Consider the following 14,776-nt stretch of genomic DNA (forward strand, 5'->3'; position numbering starts at 1 on the left):
CCTGGTATTCTATGTTTCATGGGGAGTTTTTTTTCCTGTTTCTGTTTGTAATCCTGATCATCTATAACCACCGGATCATCGCAAGAATCATGCTTCTGTCAAAAGAAGTATCCCTGATTGAAAAAGGGGATTTGGAGCAGCCGATTTATTATAAAGGAAATGATGAGATTTCCCTTCTGGCAAGAAACGCGGATAACATGAGAAATTCCATTATTACAAGATATAAAAGCGAAAAGGAAGCCTGGGAGGCAAACAGTGAACTGATCACTTCCATATCCCATGACATACGAACGCCTCTTACATCCCTGATCGGCTACCTGGAAATACTGGACTCAAAAAGCTACCATTCGGAAGAACAGCTTGATAAATACATAAAAAGCTGCAGGGAAAAATCCATTCAGTTAAAAGACTTATCCGACCGGCTGTTCCAGTATTTTCTTGTCTTCGGCAAGGAACGGATCTTCATGCAGATGGAGACATTTGATGCAAAGATCCTGCTCCAGCAGCTATTTATGGAGCACGTGTTTGACCTTGGCAATCTTGGATTTGATGTAAAAACTGAATTTGCAGAACAGCCCTGCAGCATAACTGCTGATATCCAATATTTAAGGCGGTTGTTTGATAACCTGTTTTCCAATGTCAAAAAAATATGCCGGCGGGGATGGGCCGGTCATTGTTAAAAGCTATATAGACGGCAATGACCTGATCATCACCATTTCCAATGAGATCCGCAAGGACAGCGTGTTTTTGGAAAGCACCAACATTGGACTGAAAACCTGCCAGAAAATAGCAGAACAAATGAACGGTACCTTTGAGATACAAAAAAACCGGACAAATTTCAAAGTCCGTATATCGTTTCCAATGGAACCAGTCTGAGAGGAGTAAAACCTATGAGAAACGTACTGGAGTATCTTGAACACTCAGCAAACATCTATCCGGAAAAGATTGCTGCACAAGACCTGGAAAAAAGCTGCTCCTATAAGGAACTGTTATTAAACGCCAAACGGATCGGCAGCTTTCTTTCCGGTTTTGAATCGCCGGGAAGCCCTGTTGTGGTTTTTATGGATAAAAGCGTAGAAGCATTGACCGCTTTCATGGGAATTGTATATGCCGGGTGTTTCTATGTCCTGATCAGTCCGGCACAGCCGGCTCCCCGAATCCGGCAAATTCTTCATGTGCTGAATACAGGTTCCATCATTACCATGAGGAATAACGGGGTCCTGCCGGAAGGCGTGGATTTTTCCAGCAATCTGTTTGATTACCATGAGATTGTAAAAAGCGAAATAAAAGAAGAAAACTTGAAGCTGATCCGCAGCCTGTCCCTGGATATAGATCCGCTGTACTGCAACTTTACTTCCGGTTCCACCGGCGTTCCAAAGGGCGTATTGGTCAGCCACCGGTCAGTCATTGATTTTATGGAATATTTTCCTTCCATGTTTGGCATAACCGGGGAGGATATTATCGGAAACCAGGCCCCCTTTGACTTTGATGTGTCTGTTAAGGATATTTATTCCACTCTTAAAGTGGGAGCCACCATGGTCATCATCCCAAAGAAATTATTCTCCATTCCCACGGAGCTTCTTGACTTCCTGTGGGAACGCCAGGTAACAACCCTGATCTGGGCGGTTTCCGCTCTGTGCCTGATCACCCAATTAAAGGGCTTCACCTATAAGGTTCCCTCCAGAATCAATAAGGTCTTATTCAGCGGCGAGGCAATGCCTGTGAAGCATTTAACGATCTGGCAGAAATACCTTCCTGATTCACGTTATGTAAACCTGTACGGACCTACGGAAATCACATGCAACTGTACCTACTACCCTGTGGACCGGATATTTGAAGCTCATGAAACCCTTCCCATAGGAAAGGCATTTCCCAATGAAAAGGTCTTCCTTCTGGATCAGGATGACAAACTGGTCACAGAAAAAGACCGGATTGGAGAGCTTTGCGTATCTGGAACAGCTCTGGCGTTGGGGTATTATAACAATCCGGAACAGACCAAACGGGCATTTGTCCAGAATCCCCTTAACACGCATTGCCTGGAAACGATTTACCGGACAGGGGATCTGGCTTTCTATCATGAAAACGGGGAGCTTTGCTTTGCCGGGCGTAAGGACTTCCAGATCAAGCATATGGGACACCGCATTGAATTGGAAGAAATCGAAACCGTCATAAACAGCTATCCTCTTATTCAGCGGGCCTGCTGCGTCTTTGATGAAGAAAAAAACAGGGTCATTGCATTTTACGTGGGCGATATGGAAGGAAGGGAAATTTCAGTGGGGCTGAGGGAATCCCTGCCAATTTATATGATTCCATCTGCATTTTATTCCCTTCCGGAATTACCGGTTACTGCAAACGGAAAAATGGACAGAAAAAAAATTATTGGAACTATGTAAAGGAAAACGGCCATGAACGAGAAAAAGTTTGAACACGCCATTCATGAATATAAAACTCCCTTCTACATTTTTGATACAGATATCCTGGCCATGCAGGTGAGAAAAATCAGAGATGTTCTTGGAGAGGACGTAGAATTATGCTATGCCATGAAGGCCAATCCATTTGTCATCAAGGATTTAGAAGAAATGGTGGATTCCTTTGAGGTCTGCTCTCCCGGTGAATTCGCCATCTGCGAAAGAGCCGGTATTAACATGGGGAAAGTCGTTATGTCTGGCGTACATAAGAGGCCTGAGGACGTGGAATATGCCTTAAAACACTATGGAGATAAGATCATTTATACTGCTGAATCTCTCTCCCACTGGCAGATTCTTACTGCTTATTCAGAAAACCTTCGTATCCCCATACGGGTCCTCCTCCGCCTGACCTCTGGAAACCAGTTCGGCATGGATGAAAGCCTGATCCGGCAAATCATTGCAGGCGGCACCCATGAATTTATAACAATTGAGGGGATCCAGTACTTTTCCGGTACACAAAAGAAATCCATAACGAAACTGGAAAACGAGCTTCAAATGCTGGACCACTTTTGCCGGGAATTAAACCAGGATCACGGCTTTACCGTCAAAAGACTGGAGTATGGGCCCGGACTTCCCATCTGCTACTTTGAAGAAGAGAAAAATGAAGAGGAGCAGATGTTAAACGGCCTCGCCGGGGTCATCAAAAAGCTTACCTTCGGCGGCAGGGTCGCATTGGAGATGGGCAGATTCCTCACTGCTCCCTGTGGTTCTTACGTGACCAGCGTGGTAGATATGAAGATAAACAAAGGAGAGCCTTACTGTATCGTTGATGGCGGTATCCACCAGCTAAATTATTATGGGCAAATGCTTGCCATGAAAAAGCCATCCATCCTTCATTTTAATCAACGGGAAGGAGAAAGAAGGGAATGGACGGTCTGCGGCTCTCTTTGCACGGTAAATGATGTGCTTGTAAAGCAATGCTCCTTTCAAAACCTTCACACAGGAGACCAGCTCATTTTCCAAAAGACCGGCGCTTATTCGGTAACAGAAGGCATGTCCTTATTTTTAAGCCGGGATTTGCCTCAGATCCTTCTCTATTCTGCAAAAGAAAATTTCCGTGTTGCAAGACCATACGTTCAAACGGATGTTTTAAATTATTTTAAACCTAAGGAGACGAAATTATGGAACAATTATTAGAAATCTTAAATGACATCAACCCAAGTATTGACTACGAAACAGAAACAAGGCTCATTGACGGTGGGCTTTTAGACTCATTTTCCATTCTCTCCCTCATCCCGGAGCTTGAAGATGCATTTTGCATCGAGATCACTCCCATAGATATGGTACCCGCTAATTTTAACTCTGCAAAGGCAATGTGGATATGATCCATCGATTAAAAGAGGAATAAAGGATGGCTTACAATTCACTCCTGTACCTCTTCATCTTTTTGCCGGTTGTATTGCTGGCCTACCAGCTTGCGCCCCAAAGCTTCCGTTATAAAGTACTGCTGATTGCCAGTTATGTTTTCTTCCTTTCCTTTAGCGGAAAACTGCTGGCATATCTGCTTTTTTCTACCCTTTCCATTCACCACATGGGCCTATGGCTTGCTTCCTGCAAAAAAAGACTATATGTCCGCAGCTTACGCCCCGGAAGATAAAAAGGCAAAAAAAGCTGCCTATGAGGCCAAACGCCGCAGGGTCTTATGGCTTGGAATCGGATTGCAGCTTAGCATTTTATTGATTTTAAAATACTCTGGTTTCTTTTTTTGAAAACCTCAACCTGGTATTAAAAGCAATATCCTTTCCAAGGCTTCTGCCTTCCATGAAATTCGCCCTGCCCATTGGGATTTCTTTTTACACCCTGCAGGCGGTTTCGTATCTGATCGATGTTTATTATGAAAAAATAGAGGCTGATGACAATTTAGGCAGACTGGCCTTGTACCTCTCCTTTTTTCCAACCCTTTTGGAAGGCCCGGTCTGCCGCTATTCTCAGACTGCCAAAGTCCTCTGCCAGGGGAAGCCATTGGAATACAAGAACGTTACCTACGGCCTTCAGCGGCTGATGTGGGGATTATTTAAAAAACTGGTAATTGCAGACCGTCTTAATCTGCTTGTGGAAACGATCTTTGATACTCCCAATCATTACGGCGGGATCATCGCCATTGCCGGAGCCATTTTATATACCTTTCAGCTATATGCGGATTTTTCAGGCTGTATTGACATGACCATCGGTACCGGAGAAATGTTTGGGATCACCATACCCGAAAATTTCCGCCAGCCTTTTTTTCTCCAAAACTGCATCGGAATTCTGGAGACGCTGGCATATCACCCTTGGTGCCTGGTTAAAGGATTATATTTTTTATCCCATATCCTTAACTAAGTTCGTCAAGAACCTGGGAAAGAAATCCCGGGCTAAATTCGGAAAGCATTTAGGCAGATCATTTCCTCTTCTGCCGCCCTGTTTGGCGTGTGGATCTTAAACGGGCTGTGGCACGGAACCGGGTGGAATTATATTTTCTTCGGAATGTATTATTTTGTTCTCATTCTATTGGGGAATCTGCTGGAACCGGCCATTCAAAGGTTGACTAATGCTTTAAGGATCAACCGGAACTCTGCCTTGTACAGAAGCTTTCAAACAGTAAAGCTGCTTGTAATCGTGTTTACGGGAGAACTTTTCTTCCGTGCAAATGGCCTGACAGCCGGAATGAATATGTTTCGGTCCATTTTCGCCGGCTTTCACTGGTCAGCGGTCACAGACGGCTCCTTGCTTAAGCTTGGACTGTCCCTTCCTGATTTTATTGCCGTATTTTTAGGTTTTATTGCGGTATACACAGTGGGATTGATCCATGAACAGGGGATCTCCATCCGTGACAGGATTTCCGGCTGGAATATGTTTGCCCGCTGGAGCTTTCTTTACGCTGCTATCCTTCTTATCATTGTTTTGGGAGCTTACGGCGACGGATACTTACCTGCAAAACTTATTTATGCCGGATTTTAAGGGGTGATGAAATGAAAAGCAAAAACAGAATCAAATCAATTTTATTTTTAACCGGACTTTTTTATTTTATTGTACATTACCTCCTACCTGCTCCTCCCCTACAATAACATGGGAGATAGCCTTTATAAAAAGGCAAACGGCATTCTAAAGGAGCCAAAAGACACCATAGATTATGTGGCGGTCGGAGACAGTGAATGCAGCGCCAGCATTTCTCCCATGGAGGTCTGGAATGCTTACGGCTATTCCGGATATAACTGCGGTGTTCCAAGCCAGCAATTACAGGATACTTACTACTTGCTGGAACGGCTGCTTAAAAACCAGCAGCCAAAAGTTGTTTTCCTGGAAACCAATGCATTTTACCGGGATTTTAAATATATCAACACCCTTGAAACTTCCATTGAAGAAACCGTGAAAAAAATATTTCCCATTTATAAATACCATGACAACTGGAAATATTTTCACTTTTACATGCTGAAAACCATAGGCCATAAGGTAAAGCTGGATTCTGCCACTGTTTATAAGGGATATCAATACAGTGCAATCGTAAATCCTTACAAAAGCGGGCCATATGTTACGGAAACAGAGGATGTTTATGTGATCGACGAACAGCCTTTGTTATACTTAAATAAAATCGTAAACCTGTGCAGGGATAAAGATATCCAACTGATCCTCTACAGCGCACCGTCGCCAAAGTGCTGGTCCTACGCCAAGCACAATGCAGCCGCAGACTTTGCAAACGAAAAACAGCTGACTTACATTGACTTAAATTTAGATATCGATACCCTGGGCATTGACTGGGCAAAAGACTCCCGTGATGACGGGGATCACCTAAACTACTTTGGAGCAAAAAAAGTGTCGGACTATATGGGTAAATTCTTGTCAGACCACACGGACCTGACTGATCACCGGAAAGAAGAACGGTTTGCAGGCTGGAACAAAGAGCTGAACAATTATCTTAAGCTTACGGAACAGAATTAACTCTTAAAGAGCATTGGGCAGCCGGAAAACAGGCTGTTTCCAATGCTCTTTTGTCACTATTTCTGTATGTAGCAGGACATGAAATCCGCCAGCTTGTTGCATGCCATTTTCAGCTGTTTTAATTCCGGGAGGTAAACGACCCGGAAATGATCCGGTTTTTCCCAGTGGAACCCGCCTCCATGAGTCAGCAGGATCTTCTTATCCTTTAAAAAGTCTAATACAAACCTTTCATCATCATAAATGTTAAATTTACCGGTATCGATCTTCGGGAACATGTAAAAGGCTGCTTTGGGCTTTACCACCGAAATTCCCGGAATCTCATTTAGCGCCTGATACGTGTATTCTCTCTGTTCGTATATTCTCCCGCCCGGTACCATCAGTTTTTCAGTTTCTTCTTCCATCTCCAGCGCATCCTCGATCACGGACTGGGCCGGGACATTGGAGCAAAGCCGCATGGAGGATAACAGGTTTATCCCTTCCACATAGCCTTTTGCAAAGGATTTATCGCCGCAAAGGCTCATCCAGCCGCAGCGGTATCCTGCGATCAAATGGGATTTAGAAAGGCCATTGAACGTAATGGTCAAAAGGTCCGGTGCCAGGGAGGCAATGGATACATGCTCTAAACCGTCAAAGACAAGCCTGTCATAAATTTCATCTGCAAAAATGATCAGCCCATGTTTCCGGCTTATTTCCACGATCTCCTCCAGGATTTCCTTTGGATACAGAGTACCCGTAGGATTGTTGGGGTTAATGATGACGATGCCCTTGGTCCTGCTTGTGATTTTGTTTTTTATATCGTTGATATCCGGGTACCAGTCTGCCTTTTCATCGCACGTATAATGGATGGCAGTTCCGCCTGAAAGAGTTACGGATGCAGTCCATAACGGATAGTCGGGAGAAGGGACCAAAATCTCATCCCCGCAGTTTAACAGCCCCTGCATGCTTAAGGTGATCAGCTCGCTTACGCCGTTTCCCGTGTATACATCATCCACAGTGACCTGGTCAATCCCTTTTTTTTCTTACAGTATTTGACGATTGCCCTTCTGGCAGAAAGAAGCCCCTTGGAATCCGAGTACCCTTCTGTATGGGACAAATTTTCGTTCATTCGTTTAAGCAGCTCCTCCGGCGCACGAAAACCAAAGGGGGCCGGATTCCCGATATTTAACTTTAATATATCAATTCCCTGGTCAATCATCCGGTTCGCTTCATCCATGACCGGACCTCTGATATCATAACACACATGATCTAACTTACTGGATTTTTCAAAATTCCTCATCACTGCTCTCCTCTTTCTAAGTAATTTAATAGATGAAGGTAATAAAAAAACGCCCTAAACGTCAAAACGTTTAGGCGAATATACAATCCGTGTTACCACCTAAATTCAGAGAAATCTCTGCACTCTCTACGATACCATCATATCGTGTCCCTGTAACGTGGGAATACGTTGAAGCCTACTAAACCATCTTCCTGGAATCAGGGAACATCGTTATTCGGTCCAAAGCTCCGAGACTGCTTCGATATACTAAAATAAAGATTCGCACCAACCATCTTCTCTCTGAAATTCATTGTATATGTACTATTTCTCTTCATTGCCTTTTCACTATTTCCGCAATAATAACACAGGCAGAAGGAATTGTCAATTACTAAAATATTTTAGCATCACCATAGACTGACCCTGTCTCAAATTTCCCCATCTGCAGGAAACCGGATTCCTCCCCTGCGTCTTGCAGTTGTCTGGATCTCGCTTACAAGCAGGGTGTGGTCCAGAAGCTGATAGCATTTTTCCAGATCATTGCCGCTGATCATATCCTGAAATTCCATGAATTCATTTATCATGCGGTGGTCAAAGCTGTCTTCATTTACAAAGGATTTTGTATCATCATTCATGATGATTTCAAAGCTTCTGCAGATGCTGGCAGGCGTATCCTGATGGATGACCCCTTTCTCCCCCTGGATATAATTTGCAACAGGAGCCTTGCAGTCCTTGGCGCCGACGCAGGTGCATTTAAATGTGCCGTAGTCCAATATCAGTATCCCGGAAGTATCGATCCCTCTCTCCACATTTGGGAAATATTCCACCTTAAGCGGCCTGCCGAATAATCCTGCAGCGTAATGGATGTTATAAATATTAATATCCATGAGCGCGCCGCCGGAACGCGCGGGATCAAAGGCAGGCAAAATAAGGCCTTCTTTAAAGCTGTCATATCTTCTGGAATACTGGGAATAGTTTAACTGCACGATTTTTATATTTCCCAGGGACGGCAGCAGTTCTTTTACTTTTTTTATAATTTGGCAGAAAAAGAGTTGTGACCGCTTCAAATAAAAACAGCCTCTTCTCTCTTGCCAGCCCGCTTAATATCAGGGCCTCCTCAAAGGTTGATGTAAAGGGTTTTTCAACAATCACATGCTTACCTGCCTCCAGTGCCTCTTTCGTATACTGGAAGTGCAAATGATTGGGCAGAGCCACATAAACCGTATCCACACCGCTGTTTAGGAAGTCCTGATAATCCGTAAAAATATGCTTTATATCATATTTTTCTCCAAGCTCCCTTCCCACATCCTCACTTCTTTTCGTACAGCAAATGGCCGTCAGCTCCACCTTAGCTAAATAATGAACGATTGGCAGAAACTCCTTCACAATCATTCCTGATCCAACGATACCTAATTTCATGCTTAACACCTCTCAAGTACAATCTAAAGTTTCTTTCATCCCCTTTTGCCTTGCCCTGTCCAATGCCCGCCGGACACATATGGGAACAGCCAGAGGCGGCTTAAATGACCCTTCTTAATTCTCCTGTTACAGAATCTATTACCAATCCGTATACCATGATCTCCTCCGGGACAAAGGGATGGCTGCGTATCAGCTCTACGGACTTTTTGATGGATAAATCCAAATCTTTAAATCCTCCCAGCCATGAATCAAAATCAATGCCATAGTATTTTACCATGTCAATATCCTTTTGTACGATTCCCCGATGTTTCATTTTTTTCTATGATTTTCTTGCTGTCCGTATGTCTGGCTCCGCAATCAGTATGTCCGATTACAAGGATTTCCTTGACATCCAGTTCATAAATTCCAATCAGCAGGCTTCTCATGGCACTTCCAAATGGGTGGGAAATAATTCCCCCGGCATTTTTAATGATTTTTGCATCCCCGTTTTTAATCCCCAGGGCTAAGGGCAATAATTCCGTTAATCTTGTGTCCATACAGGATACGATCGCGATCTTTTTATGGGGGAATTTGTCGGTAATATATTTTTCATAGCCTTTGTTTTCAACAAATTCTTTATTATATTGCAGTATTTCATTAATCATCTTTTATCCTTCACTCTTCTTCCGTATTATTTATTCCGTCCTGGCATTAAAACAGCTTCAGATATTCTCCGTATCCTTCTTTCTCCATATTTTCTTTGGGAATGAATCTTAAAGAAGCGCTGTTAATGCAATAGCGCAGTCCTCCCCGGTCTATGGGACCATCTTCAAATACATGGCCCAAATGGGCATCTCCCAGCTTGCTTCTCACCTCTGTACGGAGCATTCCATATCTCCGGTCCTCAATGTCCTTTATGGACTCTGAATCAATTGGCTTGGAAAAGCTTGGCCAGCCGCAGCCTGATTCAAACTTATCGGTTGACATAAAAAGCGGTTCCCCTGTTGTAATATCCACATAAATTCCATCTTCGAATTTATCAAAGTATTCATTTTTAAAGGGAGACTCTGTAGCGCTGTTCTGCGTGACTTCAAACTGCAGGTCAGTCAGGCTTTCTCTCAATTCACCCTTGGTTTTTATTTCGTATTTTTTTGCTTTTATCCTCTGCCTTCTTTGCCTTTTCAAATTTATCCGCACCAATATGGCAGTATCCGCCCGGGTTTTTATCCAGATATTTCTGGTGGTATTCCTCAGCCCTGTAGTAGGAGGTAAGCGGCTTAACTTCAATCGCTATTTTCTCTTTATAATTTCTCTGAAGCTCATTTATGGAATCCCGGATCACCGGCTCATCTCTGCCATCTGTGAAATAGATTCCTGTCCGGTACTGTGAACCAACATCGCCGCCCTGGCGGTTCACGCTTACTGGATTGATCACATCATAATAAAGCTGCAGCAGATAGGGCAGTCCTATTACGCTGTCGTCATATTCCACCTTCACGGTTTCCGCATGCCCGGTATCATGGCTGCACACTTCCTTATAAGTTGGATTTTCAGTATTTCCATTGGCATATCCCACCTCAGTAAACAGGATGCCCGGAATATTTTCCAGGTACTTTTCTGTTCCCCAAAAGCAGCCGCCTGCCAGATAAATTTCTTTCTTCATAGGAATCACCTCTCTTGAAAATATAAATAACCGCCAGTTACTCTGTCGTGGAATCATCTGATATGATATTGCTCCATCAGATTCACCGCCGACCTAAGGATCTGCGCCGTCATGCCCCATATAATCCAATTTTCATATTTGTAAAATAAGACGTCATAAGTTCCTTTTACCCAAGGGTATTTTACCCCTCCCGGTATCCACTCATACGGAAAATCCTCCGGTGGCTCTGAGATCAGTTTGCTCACAAATCTCTCCGGTTTCTGACTGCGGAAAAATCCAGCGGGATTTTTATGATCTCATCTACTTCATCCCTGCTGAATGTATCCTGATAATCGCTTATAACGCCAATAAAAGGATGGATCATCAGGTTAAAGGGTGACAGATAAATATCTCCCGGACCCATCACCTCAATCTGCCGGGGCAATATGTTCAGCTCTTCAACGGTCTCACGCACCGCACATTCTTTAAGGGTTTCCCCGGCTTCAAGCTTTCCACCTGGAAAACAAACCTCTCCTGGCTGGCGTTTTAACTCATTGGACCTTTTTTTCAAATAATAAATAAGTGACCCCTGAAATGCGGATCAGGGGAATCAGCACCGCATACTTTCTGAATTTTTCTTCTCCGATCATTCCAGGACGCCGGATTGAAAATTGTTCTTTCTCCAAAATAATGGCCTCCCTCCGTTTGCAGATTGGTCCAGGCATGGATTAATCCAAAAATCATGTAATAAAAGCTAAATAAATTTTACACTAATTTTTATATAATAACAATAGTTATTCCTACTTATACACTATATAATCATCCTTTTTTTTCATATCATTGGCCGGTAACCTAATGCAGAACAAACCTATCATTGCCATGATACAGGACAGGAATTTGTTCCTATTCGCTCCCTTTTATGCAAAACCGCCAAAGGTAGTCTCTGGCTTCCTCTGCATAGTCAACTCCCACACGTTTTGTTGCTATGATATTGAAATTTTCGTCTGTACCTTCCTCAAAATATACCTGATCGCCGCATAAGTCTATGCCATTAAAGCTTCTATCCAATGATAATGCAATGCACAGTTTTCCCGGCCCGTTTATGAGACCCTTTCGCTGGCTTTTAGAAAGCTGTTCATACTCTTTTCCAAATCTCTTTTGGGCCATCAGCTGGATTCCCTCTACTGGCTCGGCAGCCCTTATTAAAACTGCCTGCGGAATTCCCTTCTCCCTTGTCACCACATTGAAGCAGCTGTACATCCCATAGATAAGAAACATATAGACAAAACCGGGATCTCCATACATTACTTCCACCCTTGCGTCCTCTTTCCTCCGTAAGAATGGGCAGCCTTATCTTCAATGCCCATATATGCCTCTGCCTCCACGATCTTGGCAGCGATTCTCTGGCCTTCCCATTCGTGGACAAGTACCTTTCCCAATATTTCCCTGGCGACCAGGATTGAATCCCTGTTATAGAATTCTCTGTCTAGTTTTTTTCATCCCATTGGCCTTCCTTTCGAATGTTAGTGATGATGAATTTTGAAAGCAGGTTATGATCCTCCTATTTGAACATTGCGCTGGAATTTAATACTGAAGTACTGTATACAAAAAGCACGTCCTGATCGTCAAAGGTTATATAATCACTGATCAGGTCACTGGAAATATATCGTATATCGATCATGGTCACTTTTGAATACCCGTCAAGCAAAAGGGGCGCCAGGCTGCTGCCAAAGGAATCCCGGAATATCACCAGCTCTTTCCCGTTTTTTACGGAGGGATTGCTGATTTCCAAAAGGGCCGCCGCACCGGATAAATACACATCATACGGATCATTTCCCGAAAGCTTTTCAACATCATACACTGCCGTGGTTTTTCCTGTCTCCCAATTATATACGGTACAGTCATCTATAAGATCACTGGTAAGGTATTTCAGCTTATCCGGTTTCATCGGCAGGGCGGAGTGCCCATAATATACTCCGTAAAAAGGCCGTTCCGTTTCTATTTCCGCATATTCTCCTGATTTTTCTTTCTCTTCTCCTAAAGTACTCTTTATTTTATCCGTCACCCTGGTAAGCCGCTCCTGCTTCCAGTGAATATCCGTCTTATAATAATCATCAATTTCCAGAAGATCTGATATATCGATATACTCCGCAAAGTCTGTATCTGCTTTCATCATTTCAAATAGTTTCGAATAGTCCATAGAGGGATAGCCATTTGCCTTTGAAAGAAAATATCCCTTATCAGGAACAATGGTAAGATAAACGTTTACATTCCTGCCCTCCATGTATTTTTCATAAAGATACCGGAATTTATCCGCTGCTCTTTCAATGGAGGCTTCATTCAAAGGGTATTCCATTTTTACGGCGTACCCATCCTGAATATAGATGCCGTTATTATCCTTCTGTCCCAATGGATAAAACCTGACATACGCCTTTATGGTACGAAATAAAAACCGGCAGGGAAACTGGTCTTTGGCGTATTGCTCAAAATCCTCCATAAAATCTACCGTAACCAGGCTTTTAAGTGTAAATTCCGGAAAACCTGCCAGCTTTCTTCTTTCACTGGCTGATATGTCATGGGTTGGTGAAAGCCATGAAGAAAGCGCCAGAAGAAACCATAGGGTTCCTGTCAGAATCACTATAATCCGATTGATTTTTTTATCTTTCATTCCTGCCCTCCTTAAAAGCGAAAATACAGAAATGGATTAAAAGAAGCATCGATTAAGTATGCCGTTGTCAGTAAAAGCAGCAGCACGCATACAAAAGGCTCTGCCCCGGTAAGGAAAATCCCTCCGCATGGCGTTTCACGAATGCGGCCTATAACCCTTTTTGGCAAATCAGTGCTTCCTGTTACAGCTATTGCAAATATGATAAAATAGCTTCTTAAGTAATAGGCTGACTGGATTCCTGTTAACGGCAGTCCGCTCATCCCGAACATGGAACGAAGCCGTTCCGCTGATGTACCCAGATCAGGAGCGTCAAATATGACAAAGCTTATAATTACAAGAAGCATGACATAAAGGTGGGAAATGCTTTCCGGCATTTTCTTAAGGAAACTGCCAAACCACAGCTTCTCAATCATCAGGAGAAAGGCAAAGAACAATCCCCATATGATAAAATTCCATGCGGCACCGTGCCATAAGCCGGTCAGCATCCATACCAGAAAGATATTAAAGAGCCAGCGCATCCTGCCAACACGGTTTCCTCCTAAGGGAATATACAGATAATCCCTAAACCAGGTTCCCAGAGACATATGCCACCTGCGCCAGAATTCAGTAATACTTTTGGAAATAAACGGATAATTGAAATTTTCCTGAAAATCAAAGCCAAACAACTTGCCTAAGCCAATTGCCATATCACTGTATCCGGAAAAATCAAAATAAATCTGTAAAGTAAAGGCTCCTGCATAAAGCCAGTAAAATAATACGTTTCGCTCCTGGGAATCTGCAAAGATTTTGCACAATTCCCCAAGGGAATTGGCGATCAGGACCTTTTTTTGAAATTCCAAATAAAAACCTGCGAATTCCTATGCGGGCTTTTATAAAGCTATGTTCCCTACGGTCAAGAGCCTGTGCAATATCGGTATATCTTACAATAGGGCCTGCGATCAGCTGAGGAAAAAATGCCACATAGGTGGCCAATGATAATAAGTTCTTCTGTGCTTTTGTGTTTTTACGGTAAACATCTATGGTATAGCTAAGAATTTGAAAGGTATAAAAGCTGATGCCAATAGGAAGAACAACTTTTAACATTGGGACTGAAAATCCGGTCAGGGAATTGACGTTTGCAATAAAAAAATCGGCATATTTAAAATACCCCAGCATTCCCAGAGAAAAGACCACCGAAACAAGCAGCCATCTCCTTCCCCAAACCGAACCGGAGCACCGCTCTATAAGCAAACCAAGAATGTAATTCACCAGTATGGATATGACCATAAATATGATGTATTTAGGCTCTCCCCAGCCGTAAAATATGAGGGAAGAAAAAAAGCAGCACACCGTTTTTCATTTTCTTCGGACAAACAAAGTACACACCTATGACCAAAGGCAAAAAAATAATATAAAAATGTTATACTTGAAAATACCATGCTCTCACCCGGCGG

Annotated in this window: 18 protein-coding genes, 3 pseudogenes and 1 other annotated feature; of the genes and pseudogenes, 8 read left to right on the forward strand and 13 right to left on the reverse strand. The window is 43.2% G+C overall.

Annotation, left to right across the window (positions count from 1 at the left end):
* The first annotated feature begins 11 nt into the window (after positions 1-11).
* Genes JCM10519_RS09765 through JCM10519_RS09785 form a run of 5 tightly spaced genes read left to right on the forward strand, consistent with a single transcriptional unit; the run spans position 12 to position 3,793 of the window.
* Entirely contained in the window at positions 12-680 is a 669-nt protein-coding gene (locus JCM10519_RS09765; RefSeq protein ID WP_054738883.1) for a histidine kinase dimerization/phospho-acceptor domain-containing protein, read from the forward strand.
* On the forward strand, positions 637-876 hold the full coding sequence (locus tag JCM10519_RS09770; protein WP_054738885.1) for a GHKL domain-containing protein: 240 nt from the start codon (positions 637-639) through the stop codon (positions 874-876). The genes JCM10519_RS09765 and JCM10519_RS09770 overlap by 44 nt, the downstream gene beginning before the upstream one ends.
* A gap of 14 nt (positions 877-890) precedes the next feature.
* Positions 891-2,393: an amino acid adenylation domain-containing protein gene (locus JCM10519_RS09775; protein WP_054738888.1), complete on the forward strand. Its 1,503-nt coding sequence runs from the start codon at positions 891-893 to the stop codon at positions 2,391-2,393.
* Between the two features lie 12 nt (positions 2,394-2,405).
* Positions 2,406-3,605 carry an alanine racemase gene (locus JCM10519_RS09780; protein WP_054738890.1) on the forward strand — a complete coding sequence of 400 codons (1,200 nt, stop codon included), beginning with the start codon at positions 2,406-2,408 and terminating at the stop codon, positions 3,603-3,605.
* Positions 3,590-3,793: an acyl carrier protein gene (locus JCM10519_RS09785; RefSeq protein WP_347843736.1), complete on the forward strand. Its 204-nt coding sequence runs from the start codon at positions 3,590-3,592 to the stop codon at positions 3,791-3,793. The genes JCM10519_RS09780 and JCM10519_RS09785 overlap by 16 nt, the downstream gene beginning before the upstream one ends.
* A gap of 38 nt (positions 3,794-3,831) precedes the next feature.
* Here the strand turns inward: JCM10519_RS09785 and JCM10519_RS28495 are convergent, their stop codons facing one another.
* Positions 3,832-3,999 (reverse strand): hypothetical protein, encoded by a 168-nt coding sequence (locus tag JCM10519_RS28495; protein WP_347843737.1) that lies wholly within the window; start codon positions 3,997-3,999, stop codon positions 3,832-3,834.
* 230 nt (positions 4,000-4,229) lie between these two features.
* Here JCM10519_RS28495 and JCM10519_RS09795 point away from each other — a divergent pair, with 230 nt between their 5' ends.
* The 3 genes from JCM10519_RS09795 to JCM10519_RS09805 all read left to right on the forward strand — a co-directional run bounded on the left by JCM10519_RS09795 (position 4,230) and on the right by JCM10519_RS09805 (position 6,383).
* Entirely contained in the window at positions 4,230-4,787 is a 558-nt protein-coding gene (locus JCM10519_RS09795; protein ID WP_054738893.1) for an MBOAT family O-acyltransferase, read from the forward strand.
* 87 nt (positions 4,788-4,874) lie between these two features.
* A complete protein-coding gene (locus JCM10519_RS09800; RefSeq protein ID WP_054738894.1) occupies positions 4,875-5,405 on the forward strand; it encodes a hypothetical protein in 531 nt (176 codons plus the stop codon).
* Between the two features lie 69 nt (positions 5,406-5,474).
* Positions 5,475-6,383, forward strand: a complete 909-nt coding sequence (locus tag JCM10519_RS09805) for a hypothetical protein (protein ID WP_347843738.1) — start codon at positions 5,475-5,477, stop codon at positions 6,381-6,383.
* 56 nt (positions 6,384-6,439) lie between these two features.
* Here JCM10519_RS09805 and JCM10519_RS09810 read toward each other — a convergent pair.
* The 12 genes and pseudogenes from JCM10519_RS09810 to JCM10519_RS28525 form a co-directional block, all read right to left on the reverse strand.
* Positions 6,440-7,659, reverse strand: a pseudogene (locus JCM10519_RS09810) (aminotransferase class I/II-fold pyridoxal phosphate-dependent enzyme).
* A 68-nt stretch (positions 7,660-7,727) separates the two neighbouring features.
* Positions 7,728-7,982: a binding site (T-box leader), on the reverse strand.
* Between the two features lie 81 nt (positions 7,983-8,063).
* Entirely contained in the window at positions 8,064-8,621 is a 558-nt protein-coding gene (locus JCM10519_RS28500; protein ID WP_347843739.1) for a hypothetical protein, read from the reverse strand.
* On the reverse strand, positions 8,584-9,054 hold the full coding sequence (locus JCM10519_RS28505; RefSeq protein ID WP_347843740.1) for a Gfo/Idh/MocA family oxidoreductase: 471 nt from the start codon (positions 9,052-9,054) through the stop codon (positions 8,584-8,586). The genes JCM10519_RS28500 and JCM10519_RS28505 overlap by 38 nt, the downstream gene beginning before the upstream one ends.
* A gap of 100 nt (positions 9,055-9,154) precedes the next feature.
* Positions 9,155-9,698: pseudogene (locus JCM10519_RS09820) on the reverse strand (carbonic anhydrase).
* Positions 9,699-9,744: 46 nt separating this feature from the next.
* Positions 9,745-10,155 (reverse strand): peptide-methionine (R)-S-oxide reductase MsrB, encoded by a 411-nt coding sequence (msrB, locus tag JCM10519_RS09825; RefSeq protein WP_054738896.1) that lies wholly within the window; start codon positions 10,153-10,155, stop codon positions 9,745-9,747.
* Between the two features lies 1 nt (position 10,156).
* Positions 10,157-10,696, reverse strand: coding sequence for a peptide-methionine (S)-S-oxide reductase MsrA (gene msrA, locus JCM10519_RS09830; protein ID WP_054738898.1), 540 nt, complete (start codon positions 10,694-10,696; stop codon positions 10,157-10,159).
* 53 nt (positions 10,697-10,749) lie between these two features.
* Positions 10,750-10,941 (reverse strand): hypothetical protein, encoded by a 192-nt coding sequence (locus tag JCM10519_RS28510; RefSeq protein WP_347843741.1) that lies wholly within the window; start codon positions 10,939-10,941, stop codon positions 10,750-10,752.
* Entirely contained in the window at positions 10,938-11,246 is a 309-nt protein-coding gene (locus tag JCM10519_RS28515) for a CoA pyrophosphatase (RefSeq protein WP_347843742.1), read from the reverse strand. The genes JCM10519_RS28510 and JCM10519_RS28515 overlap by 4 nt, the downstream gene beginning before the upstream one ends.
* Positions 11,227-11,361: a hypothetical protein gene (locus JCM10519_RS28520; RefSeq protein ID WP_347843743.1), complete on the reverse strand. Its 135-nt coding sequence runs from the start codon at positions 11,359-11,361 to the stop codon at positions 11,227-11,229. Before JCM10519_RS28520 ends, JCM10519_RS28515 begins: the two co-directional genes overlap by 20 nt.
* Before the next feature lie 217 nt (positions 11,362-11,578).
* Positions 11,579-12,135 (reverse strand): annotated as a pseudogene (locus JCM10519_RS09840) (DNA-3-methyladenine glycosylase).
* Between the two features lie 101 nt (positions 12,136-12,236).
* Positions 12,237-13,343, reverse strand: a complete 1,107-nt coding sequence (locus JCM10519_RS09845; protein WP_054738901.1) for a DHHW family protein — start codon at positions 13,341-13,343, stop codon at positions 12,237-12,239.
* Positions 13,344-13,354: 11 nt separating this feature from the next.
* Positions 13,355-14,182, reverse strand: coding sequence for an MBOAT family O-acyltransferase (locus tag JCM10519_RS28525; protein WP_347843744.1), 828 nt, complete (start codon positions 14,180-14,182; stop codon positions 13,355-13,357).
* Positions 14,183-14,776 lie beyond the last annotated feature (594 nt).

It is taken from the genome of Clostridium sp. NkU-1, assembly GCA_001312405.1.

What these genes read in the sequence shown, in the direction of transcription:
- JCM10519_RS09765 (WP_054738883.1), top strand. Translation starts at nt 12, where the DNA reads ATGTTTCATGGGGAGTTTTTTTTCCTGTTTCTGTTTGTAATCCTGATC.
- JCM10519_RS09770 (WP_054738885.1), top strand. Translation starts at nt 637, where the DNA reads ATGTCAAAAAAATATGCCGGCGGGGATGGGCCGGTCATTGTTAAAAGC.
- JCM10519_RS09775 (WP_054738888.1), top strand. Translation starts at nt 891, where the DNA reads ATGAGAAACGTACTGGAGTATCTTGAACACTCAGCAAACATCTATCCG.
- JCM10519_RS09780 (WP_054738890.1), top strand. Translation starts at nt 2,406, where the DNA reads ATGAACGAGAAAAAGTTTGAACACGCCATTCATGAATATAAAACTCCC.
- JCM10519_RS09785 (WP_347843736.1), top strand. Translation starts at nt 3,590, where the DNA reads ATGGAACAATTATTAGAAATCTTAAATGACATCAACCCAAGTATTGAC.
- JCM10519_RS09795 (WP_054738893.1), top strand. Translation starts at nt 4,230, where the DNA reads ATGAAATTCGCCCTGCCCATTGGGATTTCTTTTTACACCCTGCAGGCG.
- JCM10519_RS28505 (WP_347843740.1), bottom strand. Translation starts at nt 9,054, where the DNA reads ATGAAATTAGGTATCGTTGGATCAGGAATGATTGTGAAGGAGTTTCTG.
- msrA (WP_054738898.1), bottom strand. Translation starts at nt 10,696, where the DNA reads ATGAAGAAAGAAATTTATCTGGCAGGCGGCTGCTTTTGGGGAACAGAA.
- JCM10519_RS09845 (WP_054738901.1), bottom strand. Translation starts at nt 13,343, where the DNA reads ATGAAAGATAAAAAAATCAATCGGATTATAGTGATTCTGACAGGAACC.